15 protein-coding genes are annotated in these 17,479 nt (G+C 62.0%); 4 read left to right on the forward strand and 11 right to left on the reverse strand.

All coding sequences use genetic code 11. The annotated features are described in order from the left end of the window. Positions 1 to 114: 114 nt before the first annotated feature. Genes AC1Q67_RS04445 through AC1Q67_RS04470 form a run of 6 tightly spaced genes read right to left on the reverse strand, consistent with a single transcriptional unit; the run spans position 115 to position 7,916 of the window. A complete protein-coding gene (locus AC1Q67_RS04445) occupies positions 115 to 993 on the reverse strand; it encodes a beta-keto acid cleavage family enzyme (protein WP_492235046.1) in 879 nt (292 codons plus the stop codon). Between the two features lie 4 nt (positions 994 to 997). Beyond that, positions 998 to 1,774, reverse strand: coding sequence for an enoyl-CoA hydratase/isomerase family protein (locus AC1Q67_RS04450; protein WP_492235045.1), 777 nt, complete (start codon positions 1,772 to 1,774; stop codon positions 998 to 1,000). 10 nt (positions 1,775 to 1,784) lie between these two features. Then, positions 1,785 to 3,770, reverse strand: a complete 1,986-nt coding sequence (locus AC1Q67_RS04455) for an acetyl/propionyl/methylcrotonyl-CoA carboxylase subunit alpha (protein ID WP_492235044.1) — start codon at positions 3,768 to 3,770, stop codon at positions 1,785 to 1,787. After that, complete coding sequence (locus tag AC1Q67_RS04460; protein WP_492235043.1) at positions 3,767 to 5,386, reverse strand: acyl-CoA carboxylase subunit beta; 1,620 nt, start codon at positions 5,384 to 5,386, stop codon at positions 3,767 to 3,769. Before AC1Q67_RS04460 ends, AC1Q67_RS04455 begins: the two co-directional genes overlap by 4 nt. 13 nt (positions 5,387 to 5,399) lie before the next feature. Then, positions 5,400 to 7,004: an AMP-binding protein gene (locus tag AC1Q67_RS04465; protein ID WP_492235042.1), complete on the reverse strand. Its 1,605-nt coding sequence runs from the start codon at positions 7,002 to 7,004 to the stop codon at positions 5,400 to 5,402. A 48-nt stretch (positions 7,005 to 7,052) separates the two neighbouring features. Then, positions 7,053 to 7,916 carry a beta-keto acid cleavage family enzyme gene (locus AC1Q67_RS04470; RefSeq protein WP_492235041.1) on the reverse strand — a complete coding sequence of 288 codons (864 nt, stop codon included), beginning with the start codon at positions 7,914 to 7,916 and terminating at the stop codon, positions 7,053 to 7,055. A 184-nt stretch (positions 7,917 to 8,100) separates the two neighbouring features. On the opposite strand from AC1Q67_RS04470, the gene AC1Q67_RS04475 reads away from it, so the two are divergent. The 3 genes from AC1Q67_RS04475 to AC1Q67_RS04485 all read left to right on the forward strand — a co-directional run bounded on the left by AC1Q67_RS04475 (position 8,101) and on the right by AC1Q67_RS04485 (position 11,382). Beyond that, positions 8,101 to 9,267, forward strand: coding sequence for an acyl-CoA dehydrogenase family protein (locus AC1Q67_RS04475; protein WP_492235040.1), 1,167 nt, complete (start codon positions 8,101 to 8,103; stop codon positions 9,265 to 9,267). 237 nt (positions 9,268 to 9,504) lie between these two features. Continuing rightward, positions 9,505 to 10,656 (forward strand): acyl-CoA dehydrogenase family protein, encoded by a 1,152-nt coding sequence (locus AC1Q67_RS04480; RefSeq protein ID WP_492235039.1) that lies wholly within the window; start codon positions 9,505 to 9,507, stop codon positions 10,654 to 10,656. Positions 10,657 to 10,719: 63 nt separating this feature from the next. Beyond that, the gene (locus AC1Q67_RS04485) at positions 10,720 to 11,382 is read left to right on the forward strand and encodes a glutathione S-transferase family protein (RefSeq protein WP_492235038.1); all 663 of its coding nucleotides are present in this window, start codon (positions 10,720 to 10,722) and stop codon (positions 11,380 to 11,382) included. On the opposite strand, the gene AC1Q67_RS04490 is transcribed toward AC1Q67_RS04485, so the two are convergent. After that, positions 11,379 to 12,194, reverse strand: a complete 816-nt coding sequence (locus tag AC1Q67_RS04490; protein WP_492235037.1) for a helix-turn-helix domain-containing protein — start codon at positions 12,192 to 12,194, stop codon at positions 11,379 to 11,381. The two genes, AC1Q67_RS04485 and AC1Q67_RS04490, sit on opposite strands and share 4 nt — an antisense overlap. 56 nt (positions 12,195 to 12,250) lie before the next feature. Beyond that, positions 12,251 to 13,546: an acyl-CoA dehydrogenase family protein gene (locus AC1Q67_RS04495; RefSeq protein WP_492235036.1), complete on the reverse strand. Its 1,296-nt coding sequence runs from the start codon at positions 13,544 to 13,546 to the stop codon at positions 12,251 to 12,253. A 205-nt stretch (positions 13,547 to 13,751) separates the two neighbouring features. Here AC1Q67_RS04495 and AC1Q67_RS04500 point away from each other — a divergent pair, with 205 nt between their 5' ends. After that, complete coding sequence (locus AC1Q67_RS04500) at positions 13,752 to 14,531, forward strand: enoyl-CoA hydratase-related protein (protein ID WP_425990462.1); 780 nt, start codon at positions 13,752 to 13,754, stop codon at positions 14,529 to 14,531. A 147-nt stretch (positions 14,532 to 14,678) separates the two neighbouring features. Here AC1Q67_RS04500 and AC1Q67_RS04505 read toward each other — a convergent pair whose 3' ends face one another. The 3 genes from AC1Q67_RS04505 to AC1Q67_RS04515 all read right to left on the reverse strand — a co-directional run bounded on the left by AC1Q67_RS04505 (position 14,679) and on the right by AC1Q67_RS04515 (position 17,364). After that, on the reverse strand, positions 14,679 to 15,056 hold the full coding sequence (locus AC1Q67_RS04505; RefSeq protein WP_492235035.1) for a DUF6285 domain-containing protein: 378 nt from the start codon (positions 15,054 to 15,056) through the stop codon (positions 14,679 to 14,681). Positions 15,057 to 15,070: 14 nt separating this feature from the next. After that, positions 15,071 to 16,063 carry a phosphotransferase family protein gene (locus AC1Q67_RS04510; RefSeq protein ID WP_492235034.1) on the reverse strand — a complete coding sequence of 331 codons (993 nt, stop codon included), beginning with the start codon at positions 16,061 to 16,063 and terminating at the stop codon, positions 15,071 to 15,073. Between the two features lie 101 nt (positions 16,064 to 16,164). Further along, positions 16,165 to 17,364, reverse strand: coding sequence for an ABC transporter substrate-binding protein (locus AC1Q67_RS04515; RefSeq protein ID WP_024576275.1), 1,200 nt, complete (start codon positions 17,362 to 17,364; stop codon positions 16,165 to 16,167). Positions 17,365 to 17,479 lie beyond the last annotated feature (115 nt).

Raw genomic sequence — 17,479 nt, forward strand, 5'->3', positions numbered from 1 at the left:
TTTCGCTTCCCATTTGCAGTCGGTCGGTAAAGCCGTCATTGCGAGCGAGGCGAAGCAATCCATTTTTGCAAGAAGCTGGATTGCTTCGTCGCTGCGCTCCTCGCAATGACGGTGTCAGGTCCGCCCTCGCGCTGCATCCATCACCTTTAGCTGGCGACGAACCTCTGCCGTGGTCGCCGGTTCACCGCCTGCGGCGCGAACACGTTTTACGGCATCCTTCACCAATGCTTCGTTGGTCTGAGGATTGCCCCAGAGCGCATCCTCAAGCCCGACACGGACGTAACCTCCGCGCGCGACCGTGTGCGGGATCAGCGGCGTGATATCGACACCAAGACCCGCGATCATCCACGGCGCGCCGGGCGCGGTCTCTGCCAGCAGATCAAGATGAATGTCGAGATACTTATCGCGCGGCGGGAATCCCCAGGCGAATTCGTCCGAGAACATGAAGCGATAGATCGGTGTCGGTGACGGCGGCGCAATCGCCGCCAGGGCCGCGCCCAGCCGCGTGAAACCGGGCTCATAGATCGCGTAGCTCGGATGGACATTGTGGGCGCGCGCGATCCGCATCCCTTCCATAATGTCGTCATGCGGGTTCATGTAGACGCCGCCATGGGCGAGATCGTCGAACCGCGAAATATGCACGGAGCCAGGATCGATCACCGCCCATTCGATCAGGCCGCGCTTTGCCAGCTCCAGCGTATGGCCGAAGCGATTGGTGTTCTGGTCCTGTCCGAGCCCCGGACTCGGAATGGTCGGATAGACGATCACATCCGCCTTTGCGCGGATGCCCTCGATGATCCGCGCATAAATCTCCCAGTCGTCCTTCTGGCGACCGGTCGTCACATCATAGGCATGGGCATGGATGATCGCGGCACCCGCTTCCGCGCAGGCGATGCCGTCCGCAACAATGTCCTCGACTGCAACGGGAATGCCCGGCTGTTTGGCACGGGTCCATGGTCCGTTCAGCGCGGCCTCGATCCAGACCTTGGTCATGGCATTACTTTCCGGTCCACACCGGCTTGCGCTTCTCCGCGAATGCCGCAAGCCCCTCCTTCGCATCCTGCGTCATCGCCAGCAGCGCGATCTGGGATTCGGTGTAAGCGATACCTTGATCGAACGACATCGAGGCCAGCGCACGCATGGCATATTTGCCGCGGCGGATCGCGGTCGGCGACTTGTCGGTGAGGCGCCCCACCAGCCATTCGACCTTGGCGTCGAGGTCGGCAGCAGGCACCACATGATTGAGCAGCCCGGCCTCCTTCGCTTCCATCGCCGAGAACGGCTCGCCGGTGAAACACCATTCACGCACCAGACGCGGCGGCGCGACCGCCTGCAACAGGCTCAGCACCTGCATCGGGAATATGCCGACCTTCACTTCGGGCAGGCCAAAAACGACATTGTCCGCCGCCACCGCCATGTCGGTCATGCACAGAAGCCCGATGCCGCCCGCCATGCAGACACCGTTGATGCGGGCGATGGTCGGTTTGGTCGCATTCTGTGCGGTGCGCAGCATGTCGGCATAGGCAAGATTGGGCTGCGACAGGTCGAACGCAAAGCCTGCACCCGGCTGCAAGTCCGCGCCCGCGCAGAACGCCTTGTCGCCCGTGCCTGTCAGCACAATGACACGCACGTCATTGTCTTCATGTGCGCGAAGGAAGCCATCGACGATCCCGGCGATCACCGAGGCATTCAGCGCGTTGCGCTTGTCGGGCCGGTTGATCGTAATCCAGAACGCATGCCCGCGTTTGTCATGAAGAACCGGTGCGTCAGACATGGCTTCTCCTTTAAGCCGCGTCCTGCGCGGCCTCGATCTCCGCGACCACAAATCCGGTCGTGACCTGATCGCCCTCCGCGGCATTCAGGGCTGTGAGCCTACCCGACACCGGAGCCGCATGCACGTGCTGCATTTTCATGGCTTCCAGAACGATGACCGGCGCTCCGGCCGTGACAATATCTCCGGCTCTGGCGAGCACCGAGACCACGCGCCCGTTCATCGAGGCCCGCAGCTTGCCGTCCGACCCGGCATCGCCCGCCTTCATCACCGCAACATGAGACAGATCGCGCACATGCGAGGTTGTCCCGGCAAAGCTGAACCAGAGGTTCGCGCCTTCGCGAACGAAGGTGGCCGAGCCGAGAACACCGTCGCTGGTGAAATGAAGCACGTCGCCGTCGCGCGCGCCGAGCGTCAGCGCGTGTTCGGACTCGGCGATGCCGATCTTGAAGACGTCGCCGCGCTCGCGGCGCACCGTCGGCTCGACCACGTGGCCGTCGAGCTCGAAGCGCATCGGGATGGGATAGCCGTGCGCGAGTCCCAGCCGCTGCTGCACATGAACCGGTCCGATCGACGCGGCGTGCACCAGCAGCGCGGCGACGGCGGCACGAAGCCCGGCACTGGACTGCGGCGGAAGCAGATCGGCCAAATGTTCGGCGATGAAGGCCGTGGTCGCCTGCCCGGCCGCGAACGCGGAATGATCGAGACACCGCGCGAGGAACGACTGGTTGGTGGTGACGCCAAGCGCTGTCATGCGATCGAGACCGGCGATCAGCTTTCGCCGCGCCTCGTCGCGTGTTGTGCCGTGACTGATGATCTTGGCGATCATCGAATCGTAGAACGGCGGAATTTCGCCGCCGGATTCCAGCGCGTCCTCCACGCGTAAATCCGAGGGTGCATGCCAGCGCAGCATGGTCCCTGACTGCGGCATGAAATTGTGCGCGGCATCTTCGGCGCAGAGCCGGACTTCAATAGCATGGCCGGAGAACGACACGTCCTCCTGCTTGAGCGGCAGCGGTTCGCCGCCAGCCACACGCAACTGCAACTCGATCAGATCGAGCCCGGTGATCGCTTCCGTCACCGGATGCTCCACCTGCAACCGGGTGTTCATTTCCATGAAGTAGTAGTTGCCGGTGTTATCCAGCAGGAATTCCAGCGTACCTGCGCCCTCATAGTTGATCGCCTTGACAGCGGCGACGGCGGTCGCACCCATACGTTCGCGCAAGTCCGGCGACACCGCTGGCGATGGCGCTTCCTCGATCAGCTTCTGATGCCGCCGCTGTACCGAGCAATCGCGTTCGCCAAGATGGATGGCATTGCCATGACGATCGCCGAACACCTGGATTTCGATATGGCGCGGCTGGACGATGGCGCGCTCCAGAATGACCTGCGGATCGCCGAATGCGTTCTGCGCTTCCGAGCGCGCCGCACGCAGCGCATCCGGAAATGCGGCGTCATCGGCGACAAGGCGCATGCCGCGTCCGCCGCCGCCCGCCACAGCCTTGATCATCACCGGGAAGCCGATGCGCCTTGCAGCAGTGAGCATGCTCGCGTCGCTCTGGTCCTCGCCTTGATAGCCGGGCACACAGGGCACGCCCGCCTTCTGCATGATGTCCTTCGCGCCCGCCTTGTGGCCCATGGCATGGATCGCCTCAGGCGACGGGCCGATGAAGACAAGACCTACATCGCGGCAAGCCTTGGCGAAGTCTGCGTTCTCCGCGAGGAATCCATAGCCGGGATGTACGGCGTCCGCGCCACTCGCTTTCGCGGCCGCCACAATCGCGTCGATCCGCAAGTACGACTGCGACGGCTGCGACTCGCCGATCCATACCGCCTGATCCGCCTCGCGGACATGACGCGCGTTGGCATCAGCGGAGGAGTAGACCGCGACGGTCTCGTAACCGAGACGCTTGGCCGTGCGCATCACCCGCAGCGCGATCTCGCCGCGATTGGAGATCAGGATTTTCCGGAACGGCGTCAATTTCGCTTCACCCGTCATGGCCGCGCCACCGAGAACTGGACCTTCTGCGGATCGCGCTGCTCGGCCTCACGGCAGATCGCCAGCACATTGAGCAGCACCGCGCGGGTGTCGCGCGGATCAATCACGCCATCATCGAGCAGCCGCCCGCTGGTGGCGAACACATCCATCTGGCTGTCGAATACGGTGATGATCCGCGACTTCATCTCCTGAAGTTTCGCGGGGTCCATCGGCTTGCCCTTCCGCGCAGCACCCGCTTCGGCAACGATGGCCATGGTCTCCGCCGCCTGCTCGCCGCCCATCACCGCCGTCTTGGCATTCGGCCACGAAAAACAGAAGCGTGGATGAAAGCCGCGCCCGCACATGCCGTAATTGCCCGCACCGAACGATGCTCCGCAGTAAATGGTGATCTGCGGCACAGTGGCGTTGGTCACGGCCTGGATCATCTTGGAGCCGTGCTTGATCATGCCGGCTTCTTCATAGGCCTTGCCGACCATGTAGCCCGTGGTGTTGTTGAGATAGAGGATCGGCGTGCGCGACTGGCAGCAGGCCTGAATGAAATGCGTCGCCTTGTTGGCGCCGCTCGGGTCCAGCGGGCCGTTGTTGGTGATGATGCCGATGGCATGACCGCCGATGCGGCCATGGCCGCAGACCGTCGCGGGGCCATAGTTCGCGCCGATTTCAAGAAAATCCGAGCCGTCAAGAATGCGCCCAATGATCTGCTTCATGTCGACGGGCCGCTTGTGGTCCATCGGCATGATGCCGAGCAACTCTTCAGTGTCGTACAATGGTGCACGCGGCGGCTCACCGCTCGTAGGCGACGCACGGTCCCAGTTGAGATCGGCCATGATCTGGCGCGCGATTCCGAGCGCCTCGCGGTCATCTTCCGCCAGATAATCGCCAAGACCGGAAATGCTGGTGTGCATTTCCGCGCCGCCAAGCTCTTCCTCGGTGGCGATCTCGCCGGTTGCCGCTTTCAACAGCGGAGGACCTGCGAGAAAGGCGCGGGTGCGTCCACGCACCATCACGATGTAGTCGGACAGGCCGGTCTGATACGCACCGCCTGCGGTAGACGAGCCATGGGTCACGGTGATGACCGGCAGGCCCGCCGCAGAGAGCAACGCGAGATTGCGGAATGTCGTGCCGCCGCGAATGAAATCCTCGACGCGATAGCGCATCAGGTTGGCGCCGGCGCTCTCGACGAGTTGCACTGACGGCAGCTTGTTCTCCAGCGCGATCTCCTGCGAGCGCAGCCGCTTGTCGAGACCCATCGGCTGCAGCGATCCCGCTTCGATGCCGGAATCGCTCGCCGTCACCATGCAGCGCACGCCGGAGACAAAACCGATGCCCGCAATGGTGCCGCCGCCGGGAATGCTCTTGTCCGGGTCCGGCGTATCGAGACAGTATCCGGCAAGGGCCGAGAGTTCGAGAAACGGTGCACCGGCATCGAGCAACAGCGCGAGGCGCTCACGCGGCAGCAATTGCCCGCGCTCATGAAAGCGCTTTTTGGACAATTCAGACGCGGCAACCGTCCGCCCCACCACGGCATTGACCCGCGCAATCTGCGCCAGCATCCCCGCACGATTGGCCTGATAGCTCTCGCTCGTAGGCGAAATGGAATTCTCGATCACCGCCATGGATAATTGACTTTCAGGCCGCCGATGTCGTGTTGAAATGGTCGACGAACTGCTGGCGCAGTTCGACCTTGCGCAGCTTGCCGGTGGCGGTCATCGGCATCTCCTCCAGAATCCGCACCAGCTTCGGGATCTGGAAACCGCCAAGCGACTTGCGGCAATGCTCGATGATCTCGGCTTCGCCCGTCTGTGTGCCCGGCTTGAGCTTGACGAAGGCGGAGACCGCCTCGCCCCATTGCGGATGCGGCAGGCCGACCACCGCGGCGTTCAGCACCGCAGGATGCGCCAGCAGCGTTTCCTCGATCTTCACCGAAGCGACGTTCTCGCCGCCGGACTTGATCATGTCCTTCTTGCGGTCGATGAACAGCACCTCGCCGTGCTCGTCGATCAGCGCCAGATCGCCGGTATGATGCCAGCCGAACTTTCGAGCGGCGGCGGTGGCTTCCGGGTCCTTGTAGTAGCCCATCATCACATTCGGCCCGCGATGCACGATCTCGCCGATCTGTCCGGGCGGCAGCAGATTGCCCTCGTCGTCCATGATGGCGGTCTCGTTGACGATCATCGACTCGCCCCAGTAGTTACCGAAGCGCGCAAGCTGCCGGTCTGGCTGCGACATGGTGGTCGCCGGATACATTTCCGTTTGGCCGCTCGGCTGCACAAATGTCGGGCAAAGCTCTGCGATGCACCGTTCCAGCAACGGACGCGGCATCGGCGCCATGGTGTAAACGCAGGTGCGCAGGGTCGAGAGATCGAATTCCTTGCGGCGCGGATGATCGAGGATCGCCTGATACATCGCCGGCAGACCGATGAAGATGGTCAGCCTGTCGCGCTGGATCGCTTCCATGCAGGCGACGGGATCGAACCCGCGCATGATGGCCATCTTCCCGCCAACCGACAGATAGGTCAGCAGCAGGACATGGGCGGCACAATGGAACAGCGGGAACTGTCCCGTGATGCCGTCATTGCGGTCGAGATGCATTTCGATGGCGTTGCTCATCGCCGCCATCACCACCGCGAGATGGCAATGCATCGCGCCCTTCGGCCGCGAGGTCGTTCCCGATGTGTAGATGATCATCGCCAGATCTCGGTCGTCGAAGGCGATCTCAGGCTCGACGTCGGAGTGCGCCTTGATCAGATCGGTGAAACTTCCGAGACCCTGCTCTTTCGCCTTGCCAGTGAGGTCCACCGCAATGAGGTCGACGCCGCGTTTCTCCAGCGCCGCACGCCGCTCCGGCTGTGCATGCAGATTGTCGTCGATCAGCGCGAAACGCACCTCGGCATGGCCGAGGATATAATCCATATCTCCCGGCCCGAGCATGGTGTTGATCGGCACCCAGACAAGGCCCGCGCGATGAATGCCGAACAGTGCTTTGACGAATTCGACCGAGTTGTTGCAGATGGTCGAAATCTTGTCGCCGGGTTTTAGACCGCGAGCGAGGAGATAGTTGGCGAAACGGTTAGCGTCGTGATCGATCTCCGTAAACGTTACCTGCCGCGCACCGTCGGTCAGCGCGATGCGATCGGGAAATCGTTTAGCTGCGCGGCGCAAAATGTCGCCGACAGCCACCCGCCCGATACGTCCGGGACCGGGCACGCCGCCCGTTGCAGTCAGATCGCTCATGACGTTATCTCCCCGTGTCAGCCTGCGGCGCTTTCTTGCCGCTTCGGCTCAATGCATCAGCTTGAGAATCTTCCGCGCCTCGGCTGGTGACGCGATTTCGCGGCCAGCTTTACGCGCGCATTTGACGATGCCTTCGATCAACTGCCCGTTCGACGTCACCTTGGTGCCGTCGCCGAGATAGAACGTGTCTTCAAGGCCGGTGCGCAGATGACCGCCGAGTTCGGCGCAGCGCTGGTGCAGCGGCCAGATTTCCTCGCGGCCGATCGCCGTGACGCTCCAGTTGGAGTCGGCCAGCTTCAGCTTGAGCAGGATCGGCAGCAGATCCGGATCGGCCGGCATGCCGGAGGCCACGCCCATGACGAAGTTGTATTCGAGCGGGCCGGAATACATGTCGTTCTGCTTGTACATCGCGACGCTGCGCACGATGCCGACGTCGAAGCACTCGAACTCCGGCAAGGTCTTCGTGATCTTCATCACGTCGAGATATTTCTGGATCTTGTCCGGCGGATTGTCGAACACATGCGGCGGCCAGGCCCAGGACCCGTCGGCCTTCACCTTGAGATAGTTCAGCGAGCCGGCATTACACGCGGCCATTTCCGGCGCCGTCTCGCGCACGCAGTCGAGCGCGCCCTGATAGTTCGGGCCGCTGACACCGGTGGTATGATTGATGATGACGCCGGGGCACGCCTCGCGGATCGCCTGCTGCACTTCCTTCGACAGGTTGACGTCCCAGGACGGAATGTGCCCCTGATCCGGCTCCTGCCGCCGCAGATGCATGTGCATCACCGACGCGCCGGCATCGAAGGCCGCTTTCGCTTCCCGCGCCATTTCCTCGGGCGTGACCGGAACATGATGCTGCTTCGGATTGGTCAGCACGCCATTGAGCGCGCAGGTAACGACAGCTTTATCCATTCCGGGTCCTCAGGTTCGATCGCGACGTTGCTCCAAAACGGTAGGAGGCCGGGGCCGCCAGCGTCTTGTGAAAACTAGCTGGGCTTGCCACAATTTTCGGGCACATAATTTCAGAAGACATGGCGGCTTAACGCAAGTCTGCGCTGCGGGAACGGGCCATAAATCTCCGACATGGAGGATGAGAATGGATGCCCCCGAGCGGTTTGCCGAGACTTCGGCCAGCCCCTTTCTGACCCCGGAACATCTGGCGTTCCGCGATATGCTGCGGCGCTTTGTGGCGACCGAGATCGAGCCTTTTGCAGCGCAATGGGACGAGGCCGGGGAATTCCCCCGCGAGCTTTATCTGAAAGCCGCCTCCATCGGCCTGCTGCAGCTTGGCTTCCCTGAAGAGTATGGCGGCGTCCCCTGCGACCGCTTCATGTCCATGATCGCTGCGCAGGAGCTGGCCCGCGCCGGAGCCGGAGGCGTCAGTGCCAGCCTGAAAAGCCACACCATCGGCGCGCCGCCTATCGTGTATGGCGGCTCCGATGAACTGAAGGCCCGCGTGCTGCCGGATATTCTGGCGGGCCGGAAAATCTCCGCGCTCGCGATTACTGAACCCGGCGGCGGTTCGGACGTGGCCAACCTGCGCACAACTGCAAAACGGGACGGCGGCCACTATGTGGTCAAGGGCGAGAAAACCTTCATCACCTCCGGCATGCGCGCCGATTATTACACCGTCGCGGTGCGCACCGGCGGCGAAGGTGCCGGCGGCGTCAGTCTATTGCTCATTGAGCGCGACACGCCGGGTTTCTCGCGCACGTCGTTGAAGAAGATGGGCTGGTGGGCCTCCGACACCGCGACGCTCTATTTCGATGATTGCCGCGTCCCCGTGGCCAACCTGATCGGCACCGAGAATGCCGGCTTCAAGCTGATCATGAAGAACTTCAACAGCGAGCGGCTCGGCCTTGCGGCCGGCTGCACCGGCTTCGCGCGCGTCTGTGTCGAGGAAGCCATTGCCTATGCGCGCGAGCGCAAGACTTTCGGCAAGCGCCTCGCAGATCATCAGGTGATCCGCCACAAGATCGTTGACATGGCGCAGCGTGTGGCGGCGACGCAGGCGATGCTGGAAATGTTGATCTGGCGGCTGGAGCAGGGTCAGAATCCGGTCGCGGAAGTCTGCATGTGCAAGAACCAGGCGACGCAGACGATGGCGTTCTGCGCCTCCGAAGCGGTGCAGATTTTCGGCGGCGCGGGCTTCATGCGTGGGCCGAAGGTCGAGCGCATCTACCGCGAGGTCAAGGTCAACGCCATCGGCGGCGGGACCGAGGAAATCATGAAGGATCTGGCGAGCCGCCAGATGGGGCTTTAGCGCGCGGCCATGAGGATTGAATGCAAGAGCATAGACCTTTCTTCACCTCTCCCGTGGGAGAGGTCGATGCACGACGTGCATCGGGTGAGGGCGTTCGCTCTCTCGATAGATTCTACGCCCTCACCCCGCCCCTCTCCCCACGGGAGAGGGAGTTGATCACGTTTGCAGCAACATCCGAGCAAATCGACTGAGCCAAAGCCGAATACCGGAAAACAAAAGAAAACATCAGGAAACGCAATGCAGTTCACGCAGGAACACGACGGCATCCGCCGCACCATGCAGCAGTTCATCAAGAACGAGATCAACCCGTTCGTTGATGATTGGGAGCGCGCGGGAATCTATCCGGCCCATCAGGTGTTCAAGAAGATGGGCGACCTTGGCCTGCTCGGCCTGTGCAAGCCGGTGGAATATGGCGGCGCTGGCCTCGACTACAGCTATGGCATGGTGATGGCAGAAGAACTCGGCGCCATCAACGCAGGCGGCGTCGGCATGTCGATCGGTGTGCAGACCGACATGGCGACGCCTGCACTCGCGCGGTTCGGCTCTGGTGAGATGAAGCGCGAGTTTCTTTCGCCGTCCATTGCAGGCGACATGGTGGCCTGCATCGGCGTGTCCGAACCCGGCGCGGGCTCCGACGTGGCCTCGATCAAGACAACGGCCCGGTCCGACGGCGACGACTACATCATCAACGGCGGCAAGATGTGGATCACCAACGGCACGCAGGCGGACTGGATGTGCCTGCTTGCCAATACCGGCGATGGTCCGGTCCACCGCAACAAGTCGCTGATCTGCCTGCCGATGAAGACCAAGGGTGTCGAGGTGCTGCGCAAGCTCGACAAGATGGGGATGCATTGCTCGGACACCGCCGAAATCAAGTTTACCGATGTGCGCATTCCCAAGCGCAACCGCATCGGCGAGGAAGGTAAGGGCTTCACCTACCAAATGATGCAGTTTCAGGAAGAACGGATGTGGGCGATTGCCGCCTGCCTGAAGTCCCACGAAAAAACCATCGATGAGACCATCGACTACACACGTCAGCGCAAGGCGTTCGGAAAACCGCTGCTCGACAATCAGGTGATTCACTTCCGTCTTGCCGAGTTGAAGACCGAGGTCGAACTGCTGCGCTCCCTGCTCTATCGCGCCTGTGAGGAGTACATCGGCGGCAACGACGTGACGCCGCTGGCGACCATGGGCAAGCTGAAGGCCGGGCGCCTGGGCCGCGAAATTCCGGACGCCTGCCTGCAATACTGGGGCGGCATGGGCTTCATGAACGAAACCCGCGTCAGCCGCGCCTATCGCGACCGCCGCTTAACCTCCATCGGCGGCGGCGCGGACGAAGTGATGCTCAGCATCCTGTGCAAATACATGGGGACGCTACCGGAGCAGTAAGTGCTTGCGTTCCAGCATTTTCCGCGCTGTATAACGCCGAACATCTTCGCAGGACAAGCCGATATGCTCACGCTGTTTCACTGTTCGAGTGCCCGCTCCTTCCGTCCGCTCTGGACGCTGGAAGAAATCGGCATTCCGTACGAGCTGAAGATGCTGCCGTTCCCGCCACGGTTCCTGAAGCGTGAGTATCTCGAACTCAATCCGCTGGGCACCATTCCGTTCCTGATCGACGGCGACACGCGGATGACCGAGTCATCCGCGATTTGTCTCTATCTCGCAACAAAGTATGGTCCGACGCCGATCAATGTCGCGGTCGATGAACCCGCCTATGGCGCTTATCTGAACTGGCTGTTCTTCGGCGAAGCGACGCTGACTTTCCCGCAGACGATCTACTTCCGCTATTCGCAGCTCGAGCCTGACGAGAAGAAGAACCCGCAGGCCGCCGCCGACTATGCGCGATGGTTTCTCGCCCGGCTGCGCGCGCTGGAGACAGCGGTCACCAATTCCGAGACGGTCTGCGCCGGGCGCTTCACAGCCGCCGATATTTCGGTCGGCTACGCGTTGATGTTCGCGCAGTCCAACGGACTGTCCGCGCAGTTCACGCCCGCCGTCGCCGCCTATTGGGAGCGGCTGAAGCAGCGTGAGGGATTCCGCAGGGCTATCGCCGCGCAGGATCGCGCCAGCGCCGAGCAAGGCGTCGCGACAAGAGTCCCCGCTGGGACCTAGGCACGCATTCCGATTGCGTCGCTCGCCACATCCCTGCCGTTGATAATCTGCAGGCGGCGCGATCCGGAAAACAGCGCGCTCGGCTGAAGTCCGTAAATGCGGCGCAGCGAGTGGCTGAAATGAGTCGAATCCGGATAACCGGCATCGAGCGCGAAATGCGCGAGGTTTCGCTCGACATTGACATGATGCAGGATATTCCGCGCCCGCTTCCAGGCGCGAAAGGTCTTGAAGTTCATGCTGGTCTCGTCCTTGAACAGATGCAGGAAGCGCGACAGCGAGAGCTTGACGCCGCTCGCGCAATCGTCGCCCGAAATGCTGCTGGACGGCTTCGCCTGAAACCGCGACACGACGGTCGATATGCGCGTATCCAAGTCCCGCTGCTTCAGGCGGCGCTGGAGAAAGATCTGGTCGAAATCGGCGGACGTGAAACCGCTGGTGCCGCTGAGCGCCATGGTCGCGTAGATTTCGCGGAAGCGGGCTGCAAGGTGGCTTGCCGCCGCCGGATCGTCGCACTGACGGATAATTTCGGCCAGATCCTCGTCGCAAACGGACTCCGGTTCGATCAGAAGTCCGAGAATTTCACGGGACCCAGAGGTGATCTTGTGCGGCAGATATGCCGGCACGGCAAGGATTTCGCCAACGCGCGGCGGCTGATCAGCGACCTCAAGGCATGCGGTACCATGCAGTGGCACGCAAATCGCCAGTGCGCCGAGCGTGCGCACCGAGGGCTTGCCGTGCAGCCCGGCGTAGAACACCCGCTCCGAACTGATCAGCATGAACCGGTCGGACCGGCCGGACGTAGATCTGCGCATCGTTTCCTCCAGAAACATTCGTCACGGGCGATTGTTCGCCTCTTGTGAAACCTGAACTAACGGCTTTTCTCCGTCGTCTCGAATTTTCCCGCACCCATGTAGCCGAACAGAAACCCGGCGACCTTGCGCTTCTGGATTTCCTCGCTGCCCTCGGTGATGCGGTAACGCCGGTGATGGCGATAGATGTGCTCGAACGGCTTGTGCCGCGAATATCCCATGCCGCCATGCACCTGCATCGCGCGATCCGCCGCCTCGCAGCACAGCCGGTTCGCCCAGAAATTACACATCGACACCTTGTCGGAGAGCTGATGCTCGACATCGGCCTGGGTCATGCGGTCCATTTCCCACGCTGTCTTGCGGATTAGAAGACGCAGCATCTCGGCCTGCGTCGCAAGCTCCACCAGCGGAAACTGGATCGCCTGATTTTCCGACAGCGCGTGACCGAACGGCTTGCGCTCGCGCGCATAGCGCACGCTCTCATTGATGCAATAGACGGCTGCTCCAAGAGAACTGGCGGCCTGACGAATCCGGTTCTCGTGCACGAAACACTGCGCCAGCGACAGGCCACGTCCCACCTCGCCGAACAATGCATCATCCGGCACGAACACGTCCGTGAAGCTAACGCGCGGGTGATCGGTCGGCATATTGAAGGTCCAGAGATATTCCTCGACCTTCACGCCCTTCGTATTCGCCGGAACGAGAAAACAGGTAATGCCGCGCGCATCGCCATCGTTGCCCGATGTGCGTGCGAAGGTCGCGCAGTGGGTGGCGACATGCATGCCGGTGGTCCACATCTTTTCGCCGTTGATGACCCAGCCGCTGACGCCGTCGCGCGTGGCCCGCACCGCGCTCGTTTCCATGTGGGTCGCGTCCGAGCCGTGATCGGGCTCGGTCAAACCAAAGGTAATGCGGTAGTTGCCGGTGAGCGCGCCTTCGATCATCGCCTTCTGGTCGTCGCGGCCATAGCGATCGAACATCGTCACCAGCGGAAAATTTCCGACGATCGAATGCTCGTTCTGCAAATCGTTGTGCAGGCCGAGGCCCTTGGCGGCGAAATGCTCGCGGATAACCGCCATCCAGAGATTGGAGCCGTCCTTGCCGCCATAGCGCTTAGGAATTGCGAAGCGCAGATGCCCGGCCTGGTCGGCGAGAGTCTTCGCCTGACGCAGCAGGTCTTCCCATTCATGGCGCGGCAGGCCGCCCTTGTCGAAATCTGTGCGCGCCCATTCGCGACGGTGATCGAAGAAACGAATGTTGTCGTCGCGCTGCTCAAGCGGCTTGATGGTCTGATCGATGAAACGATCGAGCTCGGACAGGTACGCTGTCAGATCGTCAGGCAGCGAGAAATCCAACGCGCGACTCCCGAACGTCCATCCCGGACCTGGTTTTTTCATTGCGCCGCGCTGCTTGAGAGAGCCCGCGACGGATGGCGAATTAAGATAAGGGCCACGGCGTTAGTCAAGCGCTTAATTAATTTGTGAAGCGGCTTCTTTGCTGGTCTATTCCGGGCACGACAACATCGCTCAAATGTTGCAACGCAGCGTAAGGAAATCGCTCATGGCCTATGAATTCGCCAAAGTGGACCGCAAAGGTCCGCTGACCATCATCACGCTCAATCGCCCCGAGGTGATGAACGCCGTGCATTCGCCGATGCACTTTGAAATGCATCGCGTTTTTGACGAATTCAACAAGGACCCCGATCAGTGGATCGCGATCGTCACAGGCGCAGGCGACCGGGCGTTTTCCGCAGGCAACGATCTGAAGTGGCAGGCCCAGGGCGGTCAGCGAGGCTGGGACACCAGCGGCTTTGCCGGGCTGACCCACCGTTTCGACTGCGACAAGCCGATCATCGCCGCGGTCAACGGCGTCGCCATGGGCGGCGGCTTTGAAATCGCGCTGGCCTGCGACCTCATCATCGCCTCGGAAAACGCAACCTTCGCCCTGCCCGAGCCCCGCGTCGGCCTCGCCGCGCTGGCCGGCGGACTGCATCGCCTGCCCCGCCTGATCGGCCTCAAGCGCGCCATGGGCATGATCCTCACCGGGCGTCATGTCTCCGCAAAGGAAGGCATGGAGCTTGGGTTCGTCAACGAAGTGGTGCCGAAGGGCGAAGCACTCGCTGGCGCCGAGCGCTGGGCCAATCTCATCCTGCAGAACGGCCCGATGTCGATCCGCGCCTCGAAGCAGACCATGCATCGCGGTCTCGGCGTGTCGCTGGAACAGGCGCTGGCCGAACAGTTTGATTATCCGGCGGTCAAGGCGCTGGCCGCATCCGAGGATTACATCGAAGGCCCCAAGGCGTTCGCGGAAAAGCGCCCGCCGCAGTGGAAGGGTCGGTAAGTTTACGCAATGCAAGTCGACTCCCTCTCCCCGGTGGGGAGAGGGTTGGGGTGAGGGCCCTAAATCTATCGAGAGATTCTACGCCCTCACCGGGCACGCTTCGCGTGCCGACCTCTCCCCACGGGAGAGGTGAAGGAAGAATCCACATCAAATCTCGCTCTCCCGCTCGCGGCGATAGGACGCATAATTCGGCTGGTCGATGGCGAGCTTGTCCAGCGTGGTCTGCCAGACATGTTCGGTCAGTCCCGGCGTATCGAATCCGATCTCGCCACTCGCGATGCGCGCCGACAAGAGACGGTTGAGGTCCTCCAGCGAACCGGACGCGCCGAGCAGCTTTGACAGCCGCTCAAGCTCGGCGGCGTCGCCGCATGTCTCAAGCGTAAGTTGACGCACGACAAGATCGAGCGCGTTCAGCCCGACGCGCAGCTTGAACGCGGCGTGGCCGGACAACTGCGGCGCGACATCGGCGCGAAGAAACTCCGCGACCGCGTTGATCAGTTCGACCGGTGTGGGTTGATCCTGCATCTCACACCCCTCCGTTATGCGCGTCGCGGCGCCAGCAGCCGCAACAGATCGATTTCGGTTTCTGAAGCGCGGCGGCCGATCATGGCGCGCTCCATCGAATGGTCGGGACCGGCGCGGAACCGCTGCATCATGCCGCCGCACATGATGCCCCACCGCAGCGTGCCGAGCGTTTCCCAGAACATCACCCGCGCCACATCCACCGGACGGCCGGATGCGGCTTCATAGGCCGCAAACAAGTCTTCACGCGACCCAAATCCCCCGACCGGCTTGTCGATCTCACCGAACCGCCACGAGTTCACGCAGATCCAGCCAAGGTCTTCCATCGGATCGCCGAAGTGCGCCAGTTCCCAGTCGAGTACCGCGCGAACACCTTCGGGGCCGATGATGAGATTGCCGTGGCGGAAATCGCCGTGCACCAGCGTTATTGTATCGGACGTGGCAGGCGCATGGTCGCGCAGCCAGCGCAGCGCCAGATCGAATACCGGGCGCGGCCAGTCGAAGGATTTGTATTCGGCGGTCAGATCGTCGAGTTCGCCCGCCACCGTCATCAGCCGCAGCTTCGGGAGACGCTCTTTGTCCAGCGCGTGAATGTCCGCAACCACCCTGCCAAGCTGGCTCGCCAGAACCTTGCGCGCATTGGCGAACTCCGCATCGCGGAGGATCTTGCGTGGAATGGTTTCGCCTTGGACGCGGTCCATGATGAATCCGCTGCCGAGACCGTCCTCCGCTTGCAAAACGTGGCGCACGCGCGGCGACGGGATCCCCGCCTCATAAGCCTGCTGCATCAGCACCGCTTCCGCCTCAAGCCCGGCTGCACGGCCCGGAGCCGCGCCGTAACCCGACGGCGCGCGGCGAAGAATGACGGCGATGTCTCGTTCAGGATGCAGAACGTCGAACGACCAGGTTTCCTGGCTTGCCCCGCCGGAGAGCTGAGCCAGACGATCGATGCCTGTGGCTCCCGGAAACCAGCGCGTGACACTGGTCTTGACCGCGCTTTCAATCGTCATCTGGATTTCGGGGCTTGTTGGCTCTCTTGCTGGAGCCGGACCGTAAATAAAATCGCGTGCACGGGCAACCGCGCACGCGATGTCGTTTCAGAGCGGCCTGCTCAGAACATCAGGCCGTCCTTCACCAGAACCCAGCGGCCACCCTTGACCTGCTGAACCTGCGTCACCGTGCTGGCCAGATGGTTGGTCTTGGAGAACTTGGTCGGCGGCGAAGCGAAGATATCCTGGAACACATCGCCGGATTCCATCGCATCGAGCACCTTCTGGCCGGTCAGATCCTTGCCCGCCTTGTTAACGTAATGCGCGAAGGTCATCATCGCATTGTAGCCGATGATCGCCTGCGTGTTCGCGTCAGTGCCGAACGCCTTCTTGTAGTTGTCCAGCCAGTCCTTGGCCTTGCCCTTCGCCGTGTCCGGATAGGGAATCTCGAAACCGGCGGCGGCATACAGACCCTCGACAGCCTCTTTGCCGAGCGCCGGAACTTCGAGGACGTTGGTCGGTGTTGCGCCGAGGAACGTCACATCCCAGCCGAGCTTCTTGGCTTCACCCATCGCGCCGATGGTTTCGCGGATCACGGTTCCAAGCACCACGAGATCGCAACCGTCAGATTTCATCTTCGCAACCTGCGCGCTGAAGTCGGATGCGCCCCGCTTGTAGCTGGTGACGGAAGCCGGTGTCAGCTTCATCGCAGCCGTCTGCTGGTTGAAGCCGTCGAGCACGCTTTTGCCGTATTCGTCATCCTGATGCATGATGCAGGGCTTGGCGAATTTCTTCCATTCGATCATGTGCTTGAGCGCGGCACGCGTACTTTCAACATAAGGAAGAATGTTGTTGAACTTCAGCCGTTCCTGCGGTTTCGCCGGATCGAACTTGAAGGTGAATTCGGCCGCGGTCAGCGGGAAAAGCTGCAACACGCCCGCGTCGAACAAAATGTCCTGCGCAGCGAGCACGGTGGGCGAGCCCATCGGTCCGACCATGGCGAAGATCTTGTCCTTCTCGATCAGCTTCTGCGAGGCGAGCACCGCGCGCTTCGGATCGTAGCCAGAGTCTTCCACGATCAGCTTGATCTTGCGGCCGTTGATGCCGCCGGCGGCATTGATCTCATCGGCCGCCATTTTCAGGCCGTTGGCAACCGGCACGCCCCAGCCCTTGATCGGGCCGGACAAATCCTGATGCGAACCCACCACGATCTCGGTCGGCGAAATGCCCTCGTTTGTCACCTTGGTCTGCGCGAAGGCCGGCGACTGGGTCAGCGCGAGCGCACCCACCGCAAGGCCCAACGCCTTGAACGATTTCGACATAGCGGTCTCCTCTCTGTTGGCCCATTTTCAGCGAAGGCCGGGCCTTGTTATCTTCGCCGTTGAACGGCCCTTGCAGGCCGCGGAATCCTTTTCCTTGGTTGCCGTAATGATCGGA

The organism is Afipia sp. GW823-FHT06G09, from assembly GCF_058794875.1.

Excerpts from the sequence above, each read along its gene's own strand:
- AC1Q67_RS04445 (WP_492235046.1), bottom strand. The coding sequence starts at position 993 with ATGACCAAGGTCTGGATCGAGGCCGCGCTGAACGGACCATGGACCCGT.
- AC1Q67_RS04450 (WP_492235045.1), bottom strand. The coding sequence starts at position 1,774 with ATGTCTGACGCACCGGTTCTTCATGACAAACGCGGGCATGCGTTCTGG.
- AC1Q67_RS04455 (WP_492235044.1), bottom strand. The coding sequence starts at position 3,770 with ATGACGGGTGAAGCGAAATTGACGCCGTTCCGGAAAATCCTGATCTCC.
- AC1Q67_RS04460 (WP_492235043.1), bottom strand. The coding sequence starts at position 5,386 with ATGGCGGTGATCGAGAATTCCATTTCGCCTACGAGCGAGAGCTATCAG.
- AC1Q67_RS04465 (WP_492235042.1), bottom strand. The coding sequence starts at position 7,004 with ATGAGCGATCTGACTGCAACGGGCGGCGTGCCCGGTCCCGGACGTATC.
- AC1Q67_RS04470 (WP_492235041.1), bottom strand. The coding sequence starts at position 7,916 with ATGGATAAAGCTGTCGTTACCTGCGCGCTCAATGGCGTGCTGACCAAT.
- AC1Q67_RS04475 (WP_492235040.1), top strand. The coding sequence starts at position 8,101 with ATGGATGCCCCCGAGCGGTTTGCCGAGACTTCGGCCAGCCCCTTTCTG.
- AC1Q67_RS04480 (WP_492235039.1), top strand. The coding sequence starts at position 9,505 with ATGCAGTTCACGCAGGAACACGACGGCATCCGCCGCACCATGCAGCAG.
- AC1Q67_RS04485 (WP_492235038.1), top strand. The coding sequence starts at position 10,720 with ATGCTCACGCTGTTTCACTGTTCGAGTGCCCGCTCCTTCCGTCCGCTC.
- AC1Q67_RS04490 (WP_492235037.1), bottom strand. The coding sequence starts at position 12,194 with ATGCGCAGATCTACGTCCGGCCGGTCCGACCGGTTCATGCTGATCAGT.
- AC1Q67_RS04500 (WP_425990462.1), top strand. The coding sequence starts at position 13,752 with ATGGCCTATGAATTCGCCAAAGTGGACCGCAAAGGTCCGCTGACCATC.
- AC1Q67_RS04505 (WP_492235035.1), bottom strand. The coding sequence starts at position 15,056 with ATGCAGGATCAACCCACACCGGTCGAACTGATCAACGCGGTCGCGGAG.
- AC1Q67_RS04510 (WP_492235034.1), bottom strand. The coding sequence starts at position 16,063 with ATGACGATTGAAAGCGCGGTCAAGACCAGTGTCACGCGCTGGTTTCCG.
- AC1Q67_RS04515 (WP_024576275.1), bottom strand. The coding sequence starts at position 17,364 with ATGTCGAAATCGTTCAAGGCGTTGGGCCTTGCGGTGGGTGCGCTCGCG.